Source organism: Duganella fentianensis, from assembly GCF_009857835.1.
Classification (GTDB): Bacteria; Pseudomonadota; Gammaproteobacteria; order Burkholderiales; family Burkholderiaceae_D; genus Rugamonas; species Rugamonas fentianensis.
The window spans coordinates 1314946-1332668 of sequence record NZ_WWCL01000001.1 but is presented as its reverse complement, the minus strand read 5'-3'; the positions used below and the strand labels follow the sequence as shown (position 1 = coordinate 1332668).

15 protein-coding genes and 2 tRNA genes are annotated in these 17723 nt (G+C 61.8%); 5 read left to right on the top strand and 12 right to left on the bottom strand.

Annotated features, from left to right (window positions below):
• Positions 1-38: 38 nt before the first annotated feature.
• From GTP23_RS05780 to GTP23_RS22560, 3 genes are all read right to left on the bottom strand, one after another.
• Positions 39-3497, bottom strand: coding sequence for a response regulator (locus GTP23_RS05780; RefSeq protein ID WP_161034233.1), 3459 nt, complete (start codon positions 3495-3497; stop codon positions 39-41).
• Positions 3498-3572: 75 nt separating this feature from the next.
• Positions 3573-3938: a hypothetical protein gene (locus GTP23_RS05775; RefSeq protein WP_155433590.1), complete on the bottom strand. Its 366-nt coding sequence runs from the start codon at positions 3936-3938 to the stop codon at positions 3573-3575.
• Between the two features lie 94 nt (positions 3939-4032).
• On the bottom strand, positions 4033-4170 hold the full coding sequence (locus GTP23_RS22560; protein ID WP_196308707.1) for a hypothetical protein: 138 nt from the start codon (positions 4168-4170) through the stop codon (positions 4033-4035).
• A gap of 492 nt (positions 4171-4662) precedes the next feature.
• On the opposite strand from GTP23_RS22560, the gene GTP23_RS05770 reads away from it, so the two are divergent.
• On the top strand, positions 4663-5337 hold the full coding sequence (locus GTP23_RS05770; RefSeq protein WP_229255924.1) for a UPF0149 family protein: 675 nt from the start codon (positions 4663-4665) through the stop codon (positions 5335-5337).
• A gap of 73 nt (positions 5338-5410) precedes the next feature.
• Here GTP23_RS05770 and GTP23_RS05765 read toward each other — a convergent pair whose 3' ends face one another.
• From GTP23_RS05765 to serS, 4 genes are all read right to left on the bottom strand, one after another.
• Positions 5411-6064 (bottom strand): DUF2238 domain-containing protein, encoded by a 654-nt coding sequence (locus GTP23_RS05765; RefSeq protein ID WP_202411927.1) that lies wholly within the window; start codon positions 6062-6064, stop codon positions 5411-5413.
• A gap of 135 nt (positions 6065-6199) precedes the next feature.
• Positions 6200-6289 (bottom strand) — tRNA-Ser (locus GTP23_RS05760).
• A 27-nt stretch (positions 6290-6316) separates the two neighbouring features.
• Positions 6317-6406, bottom strand: a tRNA-Ser gene (locus GTP23_RS05755).
• Positions 6407-6472: 66 nt separating this feature from the next.
• Positions 6473-7762 (bottom strand): serine--tRNA ligase, encoded by a 1290-nt coding sequence (gene serS, locus GTP23_RS05750; protein ID WP_161034232.1) that lies wholly within the window; start codon positions 7760-7762, stop codon positions 6473-6475.
• Between the two features lie 171 nt (positions 7763-7933).
• Between serS and GTP23_RS05745 the strand changes: the two genes are divergently transcribed.
• Entirely contained in the window at positions 7934-8341 is a 408-nt protein-coding gene (locus tag GTP23_RS05745; RefSeq protein WP_161034231.1) for a hypothetical protein, read from the top strand.
• A 29-nt stretch (positions 8342-8370) separates the two neighbouring features.
• Here the strand turns inward: GTP23_RS05745 and GTP23_RS05740 are convergent, their stop codons facing one another.
• The 4 genes from GTP23_RS05740 to GTP23_RS05725 form a co-directional block, all read right to left on the bottom strand.
• Entirely contained in the window at positions 8371-9225 is an 855-nt protein-coding gene (locus GTP23_RS05740) for an alpha/beta fold hydrolase (protein ID WP_161034230.1), read from the bottom strand.
• Between the two features lie 45 nt (positions 9226-9270).
• Positions 9271-10578, bottom strand: a complete 1308-nt coding sequence (locus GTP23_RS05735) for a replication-associated recombination protein A (protein WP_161034229.1) — start codon at positions 10576-10578, stop codon at positions 9271-9273.
• Between the two features lie 28 nt (positions 10579-10606).
• Entirely contained in the window at positions 10607-11239 is a 633-nt protein-coding gene (gene lolA / locus GTP23_RS05730) for an outer membrane lipoprotein chaperone LolA (protein ID WP_161034228.1), read from the bottom strand.
• A 75-nt stretch (positions 11240-11314) separates the two neighbouring features.
• Entirely contained in the window at positions 11315-13687 is a 2373-nt protein-coding gene (locus GTP23_RS05725; protein WP_161034227.1) for a DNA translocase FtsK, read from the bottom strand.
• A gap of 253 nt (positions 13688-13940) precedes the next feature.
• Between GTP23_RS05725 and trxB the strand changes: the two genes are divergently transcribed.
• From trxB to GTP23_RS05710, 3 genes are all read left to right on the top strand, one after another.
• Positions 13941-14894 carry a thioredoxin-disulfide reductase gene (gene trxB, locus GTP23_RS05720; RefSeq protein WP_155433566.1) on the top strand — a complete coding sequence of 318 codons (954 nt, stop codon included), beginning with the start codon at positions 13941-13943 and terminating at the stop codon, positions 14892-14894.
• A gap of 2 nt (positions 14895-14896) precedes the next feature.
• Positions 14897-15565, top strand: coding sequence for a Smr/MutS family protein (locus GTP23_RS05715; RefSeq protein ID WP_161034226.1), 669 nt, complete (start codon positions 14897-14899; stop codon positions 15563-15565).
• Positions 15566-15644: 79 nt separating this feature from the next.
• Positions 15645-16277 (top strand): trimeric intracellular cation channel family protein, encoded by a 633-nt coding sequence (locus GTP23_RS05710; RefSeq protein WP_161034225.1) that lies wholly within the window; start codon positions 15645-15647, stop codon positions 16275-16277.
• Between the two features lie 29 nt (positions 16278-16306).
• Here the strand turns inward: GTP23_RS05710 and GTP23_RS05705 are convergent, their stop codons facing one another.
• Complete coding sequence (locus GTP23_RS05705; protein ID WP_161034224.1) at positions 16307-17719, bottom strand: sulfatase family protein; 1413 nt, start codon at positions 17717-17719, stop codon at positions 16307-16309.
• Positions 17720-17723 lie beyond the last annotated feature (4 nt).

Here is a 17723-nt window from a genome sequence, read left to right as displayed (position 1 = left end):
AAATTACGGCGCCCTTTGCGGCGCCGTTTTTTTTGGAGCTAGACGGTGCTTTCCAGCCTGGCCAGCAGTTCTTCCACTTCCGCCAGCACCGGCGCCGTGGCTTCCAGCACCAGCGCCAGTTGCGCCCAGAACGGCGTGCTGGCCTCTTCATGCAGCAGCAGTTCGGCCGTCTGCGCCAGCGCCTGCAGGCGCTCCGCCCCCACCGTGCCGGCCAGACCTTTGAGCGTATGCAGGGCCGGCATGGCTGCCGCCATATCGGCCGCTTCCGTCGCCGCCCCCAGCAAGGCCGCCAGCCGTGGCCCTTCCGTGATAAATCCGCGCAGCGTGGCGAGATACACCGACTGCATGCCACCCAGCCGTTTGATGGCGGCTTCATAGCGTATGCCCGGCGCCGGTGCCAGCGCATGGTCGGCGCCGCCGTAGCCGGCGGCCTCGCCAGCGGCTGGCCGGGCCGCCATGCTGCTGGCAGCTGTGTCGCCGGCCAGCAGACTGGCCAGCGCCATGCTCTGCGGCCGGGTGTGGCTGAGGATGACGGAAATCAGCTGCGACAGATCGAACGGCTTGCCGACATGGTCCACCATGCCCGCGGCCAGCGCAGCCTGGCGGTCTGCCGCCATGGCATTGGCCGTCATCGCGACAATAGGTGGCGCGGCTGCGCCCAGCCAGGCCTGGATGGCGCGCGTGGCCTGATAGCCATCCATCTCCGGCATCTGTATATCCATCAGTATCAGATCGGGCAGCGGGCTGCCGTCCGTCACGGCGGCGATCGCCATCGGCCCCGAACTGGCCACCACCACATGGGCGCCGTCGTTGCTCAGTAATTCGCTGGCCACCTGCTGGTTGGCCGGATTGTCGTCCACGAGCAGCAGACGCAGGCCCTGCAGGCGGTGCATGGCCGGCACGGCCACCGCAGCCAGCGGCGCGCGCCGCCCCAGCCGGGCATCCGCCACGGCATCGAACAGCATCGAAGCCGTGACCGGCTTGACCACAAAGCCATCCAGCACGGGCGCCAGACTCTGGTGGCGCTGCGCCAGCAGTTCGCGGTCATGCGCCGTCACCATCACGATCAGCGGCATCTTGCCCGGCGTGGCCAGCTGGCGGATGGCGCAGCTGGTTTCCCAGCCATCCAGCCCCGGCATGCGCCAGTCGATGAACACCACATCGTAGCTGCGCTGCTGCGCCAGCCGCGCTTCGATGGCAGCCAGCGCCTGCTGGCCGCTGGATGCCAGCTCCACCTGCCAGCCGAACGAACGCGCCATCTCGCTCAGTACCGTGCGCGCCACCTCGTTGTCATCCACCACCAGACACTGCATATCCTGCAGCGGCAGACTGGCTGGCAGCGGCTCTGCCGGCATGGCAGCTTCCTGCTGTACCGCCTGCACCGGCAGCTCGAACTCGAACAGACTGCCCTGTCCCAGTGTGCTTTCCACCCGCAGGCGGCCGCCCATCAGCTGCACCAGCCGCTGGCTGATGGCCAGCCCCAGTCCCGTGCCGCCGTAGCGGCGCGCAGTGGAAGCTTCAGCCTGGGCAAAACCGTCGAAAATATACTGGCACTGTTCGGCCGAAATGCCGATGCCGCTATCGCGGATGGCGAAGGCGATGGTCAGGCCCTGGGCGCTGCGCTGCTTCAGCGTGGCGGACAGCAGCACTTCGCCGTGGGCCGTAAATTTGATGGCGTTGCCGGCCAGGTTGAGCAGAATCTGCTGCAGGCGCAGGGCATCGGCCACCACCATCTGCGGCAGTGCGGGATCGATGCGGAACAGCACTTCGATATCCTTGCTGCCCACATTGGCCGACAGGATCACGGCCAGATCGCGCCACAGCTTATCGAGCCGGAACGGGTGGGGATCGAGTTCCAGTTTACCCGCTTCCACTTTGGAGAAATCCAGCACATCGTTGAGCAGGCCCAGTAGCGCACTGGCAGCTGCATGGGCCTTGGCCACATAGTCGCACTGGCGCTCGCTCATTTCGGTCTGCTGCAGCAGTTGCAGCATGCCCAGTACGGCATTCATCGGCGAACGGATTTCATGACTCATATTGGCGACGAAATCGGATTTGGCACGGCCCGCCTGCACCGCTTCTTCCTTGGCCTGCAGCAGCGCCACATGGGCTGCGCGCGCTTCCGTGCAGTCGGTACTACTGCCTACCCAGCCCAGTATCACACCCGCCGCATTCTTGCGCGGCAGCGCATGGTTGTCGAAGATGCGCCACGCGCCGTCATGGCGACGCAGGCGGCAATCGCAGCGGAACTCGTCGCCGGCGGCGGCAGCGCGCTGCCATTCGGCCAGCAGGACGGCACGGTCATCGGGATGCAGCACGGGTGCCCAGCTGCCGGCGGCGATCAGCTGGGCCGAGGGCACGGCACTGAAGCGCTCCCAGTGCTGGCTCATGAAATCGACGCGCAGCTCCGGCGTCACCGTCCACACCATCTGCGGCAAGCCTTCGGCCAGCGAACGCCAGCGCGCTTCCGAAGCCTGCAACTGGGTCAGCGAACCCTGCAAGGCCAGATCCGTATCCACCAGCCGGGAAAGCGACTGGTAGTGGCGCTGCATGGAATACCAGACGCTGGCCAGCAGCAGCGCAACAATGCCGGCCACCACCCCCAGGAACAGCACGGCATTGCGCACTTCGCGGTGCCATGGCTGCAGGAAGTCTTCGCTGGCCAGCCCCACCAGAATGGCGATGGGATAACTGCCCACGCGCTCGATGCTGAGCGCCCGCTCGCGCCCGTCGTGCGGGCTGACCACGTTGTAGGTGGTGCCGCGCTGCTTGCCTTCCAGGATGGCGCGGGTCTGTGGCGCCACGGCGATGGTGGCGCCAAACTGCATGTCGTCGACAAAGGGATAGCGGTGCAGCACGCGGCGGCGGTCATCGAGCAGCAGGATGGAACCATTCGGCCCCACATTCAGCGACGAGAACAGCTCGGTCAGGCGGTCGCTATTCATCAGCGCATACACGGTGCCGCCGAAACTGCCATCGGCCGCCGTCAGCGGAAAGGCCATGGGCAGCACCCATTCGCCGCTGATGCGCGACTTGACGGGCACGGAGATGATCAGTTCATGCTCGGCTTTAGCGCGCTGGAAGAATTCGCGTATGGTCAGGTCCTGCGGACGTGACAGGTCGATCTGCTCGCCGAAAATCACCTTGCCTTCCGCATTGGAACCGCGCACCGCCTGCGCATTCGGGATGCGCTCGCGCAGCGTGCGCAGATAGGCACTGAACTTCTCGTCGCTGTAACGATGCTCGAGCTGCATGGTGCGGAACTCGACATCGGCCCGGCGCATGGCCAGATCGACTTCTTCGAAATGGGACTGGAGGAAGTTTTCCAGCGAGATGGCCAGATTGTGGGCCGTAGCACCGGCGTTGGCGTAGTAACGCTCGCGGCTCTCCTGCAAAACATGTGCTACAAATACTGCTACCACAACCAGCACCAGCGCCACAGCGGCGACCAGTATGCCAAACAGTTTGCGGAACTTCTGCAGCGTATGTAATTTCATATCCAGCAGCTATTTTTTTATCGGTATAACGTAACATTACCGCAAAAAAAACGCTGCTGTGTCAGCTTTTTGCGGTTACAGACCCAGCTGGTTAATGTCGGCCAGCGCTTCGCGGCCTTTGTCACTCAGAGCGTAGCTGCCATCAGGCATGGCAGTAATGTGGGATTTCTTGCCGAGGAAGAGGGCGACATCGGCATCCGGCACCGTGGCCGGATCGCTCGCCAGTGCCCGCATGGCTTGCAGACAGCGGCGCAGGAACAACACCTGCTCGCCTTTCTCGCTGAGCGAGATACGGCCATTTTTAGCGATCGTAAACAGTTTCAGACCCGCCAGACGTTTAGTGTTGCGTCCGACGCATGCGCTGACGCGCTCCCCTTTGATGCCGCGCTTGACCTCGCTCAGGGCGTCGTATTCGTCTTGCGTTAATTTTTCGTTGCTCATTACCATACGTTCCATAAAAGACTGGCCCTTATGGTACGCGCAGCGCGCTGCCACGGCAAGGTCGCCCCTGCCCTGCCAGCGCTGCGTTCAAGCGTCAGAATGCACGGATAGCCAGCCAGATGAGACCCACGGTAGCAAACGTTGCGAGGCACAACAGCGCCTGCGTGCGCTTACTGCTCAGGGCAATACTGCGACGGCCAAGATAGATTTTATTGTGTAAAGAATTGCCCATGATCTCCTCCTTGAACGAAAACTGCTGCCATGACTAAATTATAGAAACTGTTTCATGACCAAGGTGTGACGATGAACACAAAGTTTAAAAAATGTAGCCGGTCGGCAACAATTATCACGGATTCTCACCGCGTCCCCGCCTGCACCGGATGAGGCTTGGGTTGCGGTTCTTCGATCGGTGCGTGCTGGGGCAGAGGTTGCTCGTTCGGCTGAGGATCGTCGTCCGGCTGTGGCGGCGGCTGTTCGGGGTCGGGGGTGCTATGGCCGTGCTGTCCGGCGACGCTGGTGTGATGGCAGTGTGGTGACATGGCGATACTCCTGATGGTGTAAGGGAGAGAACTCCAAGATCGGGCAAGCAAGGCCGGGCCACAAGCCGCACACGCGGGATCAGGGTGCGCCACCCCACACTGGCAAATATTTATTTCCCGATAACTTGCAAATTCACTCAGACCACCCACGTAAGGCCGCATCTGCCCACTACGAAAGCTGCGCCATGCTGGCCCCACAACGCCCTGTCTCCGTATTCGACCATCGCCCCGTCGCAGTACAACTGGTCCAGCAGCACCATAGCGGTGCCGTCGACAAGCATGTGCTGATCGTCGACATGGCGCCCGCTGCCTTACAATACCGGCTTTCCCGCACAACAAGGCCTGCCATGTCCACCACCCCGCTCAATGATGATGAATACGCCGCGCTCGACGCCCTGCAGGATGTCGCCTGGCTGGAAGGCTTTTTGACGGCCATCGTGCTCACGCCGCAGGCGCCCGCGCAGGCCGAGTGGCTGACGGCTGCCCTGAAAGATCCGCAGGCGCAAGCGCTGGCGCTACGCCACCACCATTACATGCAGACCTGGATGAGCAAGGATCCCGCCAGCTTCGAGCCTATCTACGAATGCGGCGGCAGCTGGACTGCGAGCCAGTGGGCTGCAGGCTTCCGTGCCGCCATGGCGCTGGACACGGCCGCATGGGACGGCCTGCGTGCCGCCCATCCGGAATGGCTGGCACCCTTTGCCGCCGAGGTGGCGGAAGACACGGCTTACGACGCCATCCCGTCGGCCGTCATCAGCATGCAGGCCTACTGGAATCCGCCCAAAGCGGCCAAGGTGGGACGCAATGATCCCTGCTCCTGCGGCAGCGGCAAGAAATACAAGAAGTGCTGCGGCGCCTGAAACGCTGAGGCTGCTGCGGCTGCGGCGGCACATCGCGCCCGCACGGCACTGCCGGCGTGACGACAGGAAGCGCTCAGGCCACTTCCTGAATGTGCGCGATGCGGCGCATCTGCCGGTCATGCAGGCCCGAGAACAGCGCCAGGGCAGCGATAGCACCTATCAGCGCACTAAACATATCGGACTGGGTATCCCAGGGATCACCCTGGGTGCCGAGAAATTCGTCGGCCCCCTGCCCCAGCGCCAGCGCCGCACCCCACTCGATGAATTCATAACTCGCGCTAATTGCCAGCACGATGCAGACCACAATGAACGCCAGCATCTTCCGGCCGCGCACATAAGCGCCGCGCAGCAGAATTTCGCGTGCTACCAGAGCCGGCACGAAACCCTGAAAGAAGTGGCCTATCTTGTCGTAGGGATTGCGCTGCAGGCCGAATGCGTCCGCGATCTGGAAGCCCAGCGGCACCCGTGCATAGGTGTACATCCCGCCCAGCATCAGCACCAGTGCATGCAGGAAGATGCAGACATACAGCAGCGTGGTGAGCGGAAAGCGGCGGTAGCTGGCACACAGCACGGGAACGGCAATAAAGATCGGGCACACTTCCATGGCCCAGGTGGCGCGGTCGTAGGGGCTGATGCCGCTGGCGGCAAGCAGGCCTAGCAGCAAGAGCAAGGCCATGACCAGAGGCGGGGTACGCGAGTGCTGCAGGTCGGTAGCGGAAATTGGCATGCTATTCTGATCCATGGTGTGACGGCAGGGAGAGCCTCTCACAGGCCTGAGACTGGCGCAAGAACAGACATAAAAAAACCGCCTATCCCTTGCGAGACGGCGGTTTCTTCAAGCCCAGCATGCTGGGCGATGTTCTGGCGGAGAGGGTGGGATTCGAACCCACGGTCGGGTTGCCCCGACGCTTGATTTCGAGTCAAGTACAATCGACCACTCTGCCACCTCTCCTGGTACTACTTTTCCCTCTGCAGCGTTTGGCGGAGAGGGTGGGATTCGAACCCACGGTCGGGTTGCCCCGACGCTTGATTTCGAGTCAAGTACAATCGACCACTCTGCCACCTCTCCGTTTTCCCACCTGCTGCTGCGAGAAGGCAAGATTATAGCAGGCTTACGGGAAAATAAAAGGAGTTTTTACGCCTGCAACACTTTCAGGCCGCCCATATACGGCTGCAGCACTTCCGGAATCACGATGGAACCGTCGGCCTGCTGGTAGTTTTCCAGTACGGCGACCAGGGTACGGCCTACGGCCAGACCGGAACCGTTCAGCGTATGCAGCAGTTCCGGCTTGCCCTGGGCATTGCGGAAACGGGCCTGCATGCGGCGCGCCTGGAAGGCTTCGCAGTTCGACAGCGAGGAAATTTCACGGTAGGTGTTCTGCGCTGGCAGCCAGACTTCCAGATCGAAGGTCTTGGTGGCGCCAAAGCCCATGTCGCCCGTGCACAGGGCCATCACGCGGTACGGCAGGCCCAGACGCTGCAAGATGGTTTCGGCATGGCCGACCATTTCGTCCAGCACGGCATACGACTGGTCCGGATGCACCACCTGTACCATTTCGACCTTGTCGAACTGGTGCTGGCGGATCATGCCGCGCGTATCGCGGCCATAGCTGCCCGCTTCGGAACGGAAGCAAGGAGTGTGCGCCGTCATCTTCAGCGGCAGGCTGTCGGCGGCCACGATTTCGTCGCGCACGATATTGGTCAGCGATACTTCCGAGGTCGGAATCAGGTAGAAGTTTTCACCCTCGCCTTCCGCGCCGCCTTTTTTCACGGAGAACAGGTCGGCTTCGAATTTCGGCAACTGGCCCGTGCCGCGCAACGAATCAGCGTTCACCATGTACGGGGTGTAGCACTCGGTGTAGCCGTGTTCGTCGGTGTGGGTGTTCAGCATGAACTGCGCCAGTGCACGGTGCAGACGGGCGATGCCGCCCTTCATCACGGAGAAGCGCGAACCGGTCAGCTTGGTGGCCGTATCGAAATCCAGCCCCAGCGGTGCGCCCAGATCGACGTGGTCCTTGACTTCGAAATCGAAGCTGCGTGGCGTGCCCACTTTGCGCACTTCCACATTGCCCGACTCGTCGGTGCCGACCGGAACGGACTCGTGCGGCAGATTCGGGATCGCCTGCATGAAGTCGCTCAGCTTGGCCTGCACTTCACCCAGCGCCACTTCGTTGGCTTTCAGCTCGTCGCCCAGACCGGCCACTTCGGCCATCACGGCCGTGGTGTCTTCGCCCTTGCCCTTCATCATGCCGATCAGCTTGGACTGCGAATTACGCTTGCTCTGCAATTCTTCAGTGCGCATCTGGATGGCTTTACGTTCAGCTTCGAGCGCATTGAAGGCCTCGACGTCGAGCTGGAATTTGCGGGTTGCCAGACGCGCGGCAACGGTGGCTATATCTTTGCGGAGAAGTTGAATATCAATCATGAGAACAAGTGCCGTTGTATCGAAAACAGCCATTGTACCAAGAGGCAGGCACTTATTCGCTAGTTTTGACCGGACTGGACTGTAGGATTTCTCCTACGCAACCTATCGTGCGCCACGCCATCGCCATGCTGGCTAAGATGACCACACGATAGACAGCTCAAGGAGACGATAATGATGACCCGTACTCTGGCACTGGCCAGCGCCGCCATGCTGCTGATCAGCGGTTGCGCCAGCATGCACCCCACCGCCAGCGAGGAAGCGCCGCCACCGGCCAATCCCGATTTCGCCAGCGCCATGGCCAAGTTCAATGCCCAGTTCCCTAACGAAAAAGCCAGTCGCTACGAAGAAGTGTCGATCAACTACAACAACAACCTCAAGCTCGATGAACGGGGCAATTGCCACGAGCGTTCCAAATATCCCGTGGTGATCGTGCTGACGCTGGACGCCAGCGGCAAAGTGCTCAGCTCCACCACCGATGTGATGAATGCCAAGGCAGAATGCTTCCGTCAGGCTTACGCGGCCGTGCAACTGCCGCCGCCGCCGTTTGCGCCTTACCAGAAGCCTATCCGCCTGCGCTAGCGCTACGGCAGCCCATGGCCGGCCCGGCGTCAGCCGTCGGCCACCTCGTCCTCGGCCGGGCTCTCGCCTTCATGCTCGGGCTGGGCGGACGGCATGGGCAGCCAGTCCTGCACCACCTTGTTGAAGCGTTCGGGCTGGCGCACCATGGGCCAGTGGTCCGTATTGAAAGGCACGATTTTGTTGCCCTTGCGCGCTTCGACCTTTTCCAGCCATGAATTCGAATGGAACATGAAGGGCTTGCGCACGCCGTAGATGTACAGCATGGGCACCTTGGGCACGAAGGCCTGCAGGTTGCGGTAAGACCCCGCTTCGCCGGCCGACAGGATGTAGTACGGGTAATTCATCTGCGAGCCTATGTACTCGCGCACGGACGGTGCACCCAGCTTGTTGGCCATGCTGCGCGTAATCATATTGCCGATAGGCCCGCCTATGGCCCAGGCCAGCGACAGCATGTTCTGGTAGGAGCTGACCCCGAGTTTCTGGGCAAAGCTGCGCGCGCGCCGGGTCTCGACGGAATTGGCATCGCCGATATCGACGCCGATAATCGCCGCCACCTGCTGCTTGTTGCGCATATAGTATTCATAACCAAACACGCAGCCCCAGTCGTGCAGCATCAGGATGACTTTCTTCTTGTTCTGGCTGACGGCATTGATGACATACGAGATGCTGCGCACCACCGCATCGAGCGAATACACGCGGCGCTGCGAGTCCGGATCAAAACCGGGCAAGGTAAAGCGCACGCAGCGGTAGCGGTGCTTGAAGTCGGCCACCTGCGCATCCCACATGCGGTAGGTATCAGGCCAGCCATGGATCATGACGATGGTCTCTTCACCCTCGCCATCGATATGGATATCGATTCCATCCACCTTCTTCACCTGCGACATGCTACCCCTCGCCCTGTTATCAAATAAAACAGTATCTTACCGTAACTATCGACGTTTTCCAGCATCCGCATCGAGTTGATGCAGGAAAGCCATTTTATCGGCGATCTTGCTCTCCAGCCCGCGAGGCACGGGCTGATACCAGCCCGGCTCTGCGATGCCATCCGGCAGATAGCTTTCCCCTGCCGCATAGGCATGCGGCTCGTCGTGGGCATAGCGGTATTCGTGGCCATAGCCCAGCTCTTTCATCAGCCTGGTTGGCGCATTGCGCAAATGCACGGGCACTTCGCGCGACTTATCCTTTTTCACGAAGGCCATGGCCTGATTGAAGGCGTTGTAGCCGGCATTACTCTTGGCCGCGATGGCCAGATAGATCACGGCCTGGCCCAGCGCCAGCTCGCCTTCCGGCGAACCTAGCCGCTCGAAAGTGCTGGCCGCATCATTGGCCAGCTGGATGGCACGGGGATCGGCCAGGCCGATATCTTCCCACGCCATGCGCACGATGCGGCGCGACAGGTATTTGGCATCGGCGCCGCCATCGAGCATGCGGCACAGCCAGTACAGCGCCGCGTCGGGATTGGAACCGCGCACCGACTTGTGCAGGGCCGAAATCTGGTCGTAGAAATTATCGCCGCCCTTGTCGAAGCGGCGCGCATTGAGCGTCAGGGCGTTCTGGATGAACTCGGCCGTGATATGGCTGTTGCGGGCTGCCTGAGCCGCCAGACTGGTCTGTTCCAGCAGATTCAGCAAGCGGCGCCCGTCGCCATCGGCATAGCCGATCAGCGTGTCGATGGCCGCTTCATCGAACTGCAAGTGGGCCAGCAGCGTCGCACGCGCCTTGTCCACCAGCTGGCGCAGTTCTTCCGGCGTGAACGACTGCAGCACATACACTTGCGAGCGCGACAGCAGCGCCGAATTGACTTCAAACGAAGGGTTTTCCGTGGTCGCACCGATCAGCGTCACCAGCCCCGATTCCGCATACGGCAGCAAGGCATCCTGCTGCGATTTGTTGAAGCGGTGAATCTCGTCGACGAACAGGATGGTGTGCTTGCCCCGCTCCAGATTGTGCTGGGCCTGCTCCATGGCGGCGCGGATATCCTTCACGCCGGAGAACACGGCCGACAGGGCGATGAATTCGCAATCGTAGGCCGTGGCCGTCAGCCGGGCCAGCGTGGTCTTGCCCACGCCGGGCGGGCCCCACAATATCATCGAATGGGGCTGGCCCGATTCGAATGCGAGACGCAAAGGCTTGCCCGGCCCCAGCAGGTGCGACTGGCCTATCACTTCGTCCAGCGTCTTCGGACGCAGTGCTTCGGCCAGTGGCGGGCGCGGTTCGGTGGTAAAAAGATCAGCCATGCGCAATCGGGTTGGTCAGGCCAGCGCCTTAATTATTGAACACGTCCGCGCCCTTGGGCATGACGAATTTGAACGTGGTGGCCGTCAGCGGCGGATTTTTCTCGATCTTGCGGAACGCCAGCACGGACGTCTGGCCGAAGCTGTCCTTCAGCTCCATGGCTTCGGGCAGGCCATTGCGCAAGCCTATGGTAATCAGTTCGAAACTGGTGTCCCTGGCTTTGGGCACGGCTTTCAGCCATTCCAGCCCATCTTTGCTGCCCGCTTCCGACAGGGTGAAATTCTTTTCCAGATCGTTGCTGCCGAACAGGATGGCAGCCGGCGAGGAGCCCAGCGCATCACCGAGCTTCTTCACCGTGACCTGATTCAGATCCTTGTCGAAGATGAACAACTGTTCGCCATCGGCCTGCAGCACCTGTTCGTAAGGCTTGCTGTAAGTCCAGATGAATTTGCCGGGACGGGCGAACAGGAAAGTGCCGCTGGCCGCCGACGACACTTTGGCCGCTTCGCCCGTGCTGCTCTTCACCTGCCGCTGGCTGAATTCGCCGCGGGCAGCCTTGGTCGAACTGACGAAGCTCTTGAACTGCTCCAGTGCGCTGGCCTGCGCCTGCGCTACGGCCAGCCAGCCGGCCAGTGCCAGCGCGAGATATTTAAAACGATGCATACGATTTATCCTGTTGAGTCTAACTGCAGCCCAGCCTACACGGCGCCGCTTATCGTGGCCTTAATGCGGCGCTGGTTATTCGGCACTGGCGGCTGGCACCAGAATATCGCGGTTGCCATTCGACTGCATGGCCGACACCACCCCGCTCTGTTCCATCTGCTCGAGCAGGCGCGCCGCACGGTTGTAACCGATACGCAGATGGCGCTGCACCAGCGAAATCGAAGCGCGGCGGTTCTTCAGCACCACCTGTACCGCCTGATCGTACATAGGATCGGCTTCGCCGCCACCCTCGCCTGCTGCCGCACCCTCGCCGCCTTCGCCGCCTTCCAGCGTGCCGCCTTCGAGTATGCCATCGATGTAATCCGGCTCGCCCGTGCTCTTCAGATGTTTCACCACGCGGTGCACTTCATCATCGGAAACAAAGGCGCCGTGCACGCGCACCGGCAGGCCCGTGCCGGGCGGCATGTACAGCATATCGCCCATGCCGAGCAGGGTTTCCGCCCCCATCTGGTCCAGAATGGTACGCGAGTCGATCTTGGACGATACCTGGAACGCGATACGGGTAGGAATATTCGCCTTGATCAGACCGGTAATCACATCGACCGACGGACGCTGGGTCGCCAGAATCAGGTGCAGGCCGGCAGCACGGGCTTTCTGCGCAATCCGCGCGATCAGCTCTTCCACCTTCTTACCGACCACCATCATCAGGTCGGCCAGCTCGTCGATGATGATGACGATGGTCGGCAGTTTTTCCAGCGGTTCCGGCGAATCCGGTGTCAGGCTGAACGGATTCGGAATATGTTCTTCGCGCTTCTTGGCTTCCGCGATCTTGGCGTTGTAGCCTGCCAGATTACGCACACCGAGCTTGGACATCAGCTTGTAGCGCCGCTCCATCTCGTTCACGGCCCAGTTCAGCGCGTGACCGGCCTGACGCATATCCGTCACCACCGGTGCCAGCAGGTGCGGGATGCCTTCGTACACGGACATTTCCAGCATCTTGGGATCGATCAGTATCATGCGCACATCGGCCGGATCGGCCTTGTACAGCAGCGACAGAATGGTGGCATTAATCCCCACCGACTTACCCGAGCCGGTGGTACCGGCCACCAGCAAGTGCGGCATCTTGGCCAGATCGGCCACCACCGGCTTGCCGGCAATGTCCTTGCCCAGCGCCACCGTCAGCGGCGAGACATTGTCATGGTAGACCTTGGAGCCGAGAATTTCGCTCAGACGCACGATCTGGCGTTTAGGATTCGGCAGTTCCAGTGCCATGTAGTTCTTGCCGGGGATGGTTTCCACCACGCGGATCGAGGTCAGCGACAGCGAACGGGCCAGATCGCGCGCCAGACCGACGATCTGGCTGCCCTTCACGCCCGTCGCCGGTTCGATCTCGTAGCGCGTCACCACGGGGCCCGGATAAGCTGCCACCACCTTGGCTTCCACGCCGAAGTCGGACAGCTTCTTCTCGATCAGGCGGCTGGTGAATTCCAGCGTCTCGATCGACACGGTTTCCTGCACTTCGGCCGCTTCATCGAGCAGCGACAGGGCCGGCAAAGTACTGTCGGTCGGCATATCCTGGAACAGGCTGGCCTGACGTTCTTTCTCCACCCGCTCGGATTTGACGACGGTGACCACCTGCGGCTCTATCTTCACGGGCGCCGCCACCACATGTTTCTCCACATGCTTGGCACGTTCCGTCACCACCACCTCTTCGCGCTTGACGGCCGCCACTTCGCCCTGACGGCGGTCTTCGCGGTACTGGTAGCGCAGCACTATCCACTCTATGCCCAGTTCGATAGCGGTACCGACCTTCTCGGCCAGCGTCAGCCACGAGACGTGAAAGAACAGGCTCAGGCCCAGCCCGAACATCAGCAGCAGCAGCAGGGTGGCGCCGGTAAACCCCAGCGCCACATGGGCCGAATGGCCCACCAGCTCGCCCAGCACGCCGCCCGGCGCACGGGGCAGCTGCACACGCAGCGTGTACATGCGCAGGAATTCGAGGCCGATCGAGCCGACGAACAGCAGCACGAAACCGATGGCGCGGATCAGGGGTTCCTGCGCATGTTCCGGTTCCGGCGTTTTGGCCAGCACATATTTATGGGTCAGGCCACGATAGCCGAGCCAGACCTGGCGCAGCAGGTAGAACGCCCACCACCAGGCCGAGAAACCGAAGATGTAGAGCAGCAGGTCGGACAGCCAGGCGCCGGCACGGCCACCCAGATTGTGTACCTTGGGCACCAGCGTGCCGTGCGACCAGCCCGGGTCCATTTTGTCGTAGCTGGCCAGTATCAGCACGAAATACACGCCCAGCACGGCCAGCGCCAGCCAGCGCGCTTCGGACAGGAGCCGCACCAGCCGGTTGGGCAGAGGCTGGCGTTCGGTAGGCGTGCGGGTATAGCCGGAAACGACGGCCTTGGGCGCCCGTTCCTGCACTTTTTTACTGCTCATAAATAGAAAGAAGACAAAGCAAAGAGAAGGCCAAGAGAAATATCCGGCAATGTTATATGCCGAGAAATGTTCGGATACGCTTATTCTAAGCCATACAGCGGCGAACGGGACCGCCGATTCATACGGAAACGCTGCTTGGACTATAATCTAGCCTTGCCCGGGCGAAAGCAGGCAGCGCTACAACACTGCTGCGCTTGCTATTCGCCACGCCGGCCCCACATCGGATTAATCCAACACACAGAAGAAGCCTGCCATGACCACTCCTAAACACGCACGCGTACTGATCCTCGGTTCCGGCCCAGCCGGTTACAGCGCCGCCATTTATGCGGCCCGCGCCAACCTGAAGCCTATGCTGGTGACGGGTGTCGAGCAAGGCGGCCAGCTGATGACCACCACCGACGTGGAAAACTGGCCAGCCGACCCGATGGGCGTGCAAGGTCCGGACCTGATGCAGCGTTTCCTGCAGCATGCAGAACGTTTCAATACTGATATCGTGTTTGACCACATCCATACCGTCAAACTGCAGGAAAAACCCATCCGCCTGATCGGCGACAGCCACGAATATACCTGCGACACCCTGATCATCGCCACCGGCGCGTCGGCCCAGTATCTGGGCCTGCCATCGGAGCAGGAATTCATGGGCCGCGGCGTATCCGCCTGCGCCACCTGCGACGGTTTCTTCTACCGCAATCAGGAAGTAGCCGTGATCGGCGGCGGCAATACGGCCGTGGAAGAAGCGCTCTACCTGTCCAACATCGCCAACAAAGTGACGATCATCCACCGCCGCGACAAGTTCCGCGCCGAAGCCATCCTGATCGACCGCCTCAACGCCAAAGTGGCCGAAGGCAAAGTGGTCATCAAGTACAACCACACGCTGCAGGAAGTGGTCGGTAACGAAGGTGGCGTGACGGGCCTGAAGATCCAGTCGACCGAAGACAACAGCGTCACCGAACTGAATGTGCACGGCCTGTTCGTGGCCATCGGCCACAAGCCGAACACCAGCATTTTCGAAGGCCAGCTGGACATGAACAACGGCTACATCAAGACCCGCGCCGGCAACGAAGGCATGGCCACGGCCACCAGCGTGCCCGGCGTGTTTGCCGCCGGCGACGTGCAGGACCACGTCTACCGTCAGGCCATCACCAGCGCCGGCACGGGCTGCATGGCGGCACTGGACGCCCAGCGCTACCTCGAAGCACAGGAGTAAGCGTGGCCCTGAAAGACTTCGCCGACCTGAAATCCCTGAGCAAACAGCTCAGGGAACAGGCCGAGACGCGCGCGGTGGCCGAAGCCGAGCGCGTCCAGCGGGAAGCGCAGCAGGCGCGCGAGGCCAATCTGTTCCAGTCCAGTCTGGGCGGCGTGCAGCGCATGCCGGAACAGAACCGCTACGTGCCACAGGCGCCGAAGACGGCGACGCCCGCCCCTGCGCCCAAGCGCAAGCTGACCCAGGCCGAGGACGATGCGGCCGTGCTGCGCGAATCGCTGTCCGACCTGTTCGAAGTCGATCACTATCTGGAAGACGATCCGGCGCTCAACTACAGCGCGCCCGGCGTCGGTCCCGATGTCATGAAGAAAATGCGCAAGGGCCACTGGCCCGTGCAGGACGAACTCGATCTGCACGGCATGAACCGCGATCAGGCGCGCGATGCGCTGGTTGCATTCCTGACCCGTGCCGGCCAGCGCAACTACCGCTGCGTGTGCGTGATCCACGGCCGCGGCTTCGGCTCGCGCGGACAGGAGCCCGTGCTCAAGTCCATGGTGCATAGCTGGCTGGTACAGAAAGGCGTCGTGGCCTTCTGCCAGGCGCGCAACCACGAAGGCGGCGAAGGCGCCCTGATCGTCCTGCTGCGCGCCGCGCTGCAGCCGACCCGCTACTAATTCCCGGTAAGAAACAATCCTACACGCTAGGCGGTGGACATGTTAACCTATGGACATTACCACTTTGTCCATAGCAAACATGAAGCACGTCGCCGTTCCCCACGTCTCCCTGATCACCGTCATCGAAATCGTCGCGATTCTGGTGGGCGCGTTTTCCGGCTTCGTGGAAGCACGCCGCAAGCGCATGGACATTGTCGGCATCTTCACGGTGGCCTTCATCACGGCATTCGGCGGCGGTACGCTGCGCGACATCCTGCTCGATAAGCGCCCCCTGTTCTGGGTCATGCATCAGGAATATGCGATTCTGATCTTCATTCTGGCGCTGGTGGCTTCGCCGCTGATGCGCACCCTGCGCCAGATATTATCGGAACGGCTGATCGTGATTGCCGACGCCATCGGTCTGGGCCTGTTTGCCGTGGCCGGCGTGTCGCAGGCCCAGGCGGCCCATATGCCGCTATTCATCGCTGCCATGATGGGGGTGATTACCGGCATCTTCGGCGGCGTACTGCGCGACATCGTCTGCAATGAAGTGCCGATGGTGTTCCGCGACGGCAAACCCTATGCCATCTGCGCCTTCTTCGGCTGCTGGATGTACATCGGCCTGCAATACACCGAAGTTTCGGACGACTTTGCCCTGTGGTCCAGCGCCGCCGCCATTACCATCATCCGCCTGCTGACCTGGTCCTTCGACCTGCGCATCGGCAAGCATTGAGGGGTAGCCGGCAGCGCCACCGCAGCAGGCTATTCGTCCCGCGTGGCCCCCTTGGCGCCATAACGGTCGGCCTGCACCTGAGCGCTGACGCCATGGGTACGCACATCGGCTGTGATTGGTAACATCTGCGTATTCCACTGTTCCCACTGCTCTTGCAGGCGCTTAAAAATAGCGGGATGACGTTGCGCCAGATTGGCCCGTTCACGTTGGTCTTTTACAACGTCGAACAGGAATTCATTGCCGCCTATGCGCAGATATTTCCAGTCACCGGAGCGGATAGCACGCTGGGCATTCGCCTTGTAGCGCCACAGCAGCGTGCGCGGCCGCACCGCTGCCTGCCCGAGTAACTGGGGCAGCAGATTCTCGCCATCGCTGGGATATGCTGGATCGGGCGCGCCACCGGCTGCGGCCAGCAGCGTCGGCAGCCAGTCCATGCTGATGGCGACCTGCTCGCTCACCTGCCCCGCCTTGATCTGCGCCGGCCAGCGCACGATGGCCGGCACCCGTATGCCGCCTTCGAGCAACTCGGTCTTCTGCCCCGTCAGCGGCCAGGTCTTGGAGAAGCGTTCGCCGCCGTTATCGCTGGTGAAAATCACGATGGTGTTCTCGGCCAGCCCCTGCTGTTCCAGCGCATGCAGCACCCTTCCTATCGAAGCATCGAGCGCTTCCACCATGCGTCCGTAGGTGGCCAGATCGCCGCCGTCATAATGGAAGATGTTGCTGATCTCGCGCGACACGGCTTCATCGCCCGGTCCTTCCCATGGCCAGTGCGGCGCCGTGTAGTGCAGCGATAGCAGGAAGGGTTTGCCGGCCTGCTGGGTGCGCACATACTCGACCGCGCGCGCGCCCAGCAGATCGGTGTAGTAGCCGATCTGCTGCACCGGCACTTCGCCTTCGTACAAGTCTTCCTTCACTTGCGGCCCCACGCCGGGCTTGTGGGTGAAGTAATCGATGGCGCCGCCATAGTTGCCGAAGAAGCTGTCGTAGCCGCTCTTCAGCGGGCCGAAGGTGGGCAGATAGCCGAGATGCCATTTGCCGATCAGCGCCGTCCCATAACCCTGCTTTTTCAGCAGCGATGGCAGGGTCGGGTGGCTGGGCGGCAGGCCTATGGTGTCGGACGCGCCGGCGATAGGCTCTTCCAGCCCGCCGCGCAGGCGGTACTGATAGCGCCCCGTAATCAGGGCAAAGCGGGTGGCCGAGCACACAGCCGAATTGGCGTAGGCCTGGGTAAAGCGCAGGCCCTGCGCGGCCAGCCGGTCCAGATGGGGCGTGCGGATCTCCGTCTGGCCGTACACGCCCAGATCGGCGTGGCCGAGGTCATCGGCCAGGATGAAGATGATATTCGGCTGCTGCGGTCTGGCGGCCAGCGCACGTGGCAGCGCACCGGCCAGCGCCAGTGCGGGCAGGGTTTTCAGTAAATTGCGACGACGGGTATCAGTCATGCTG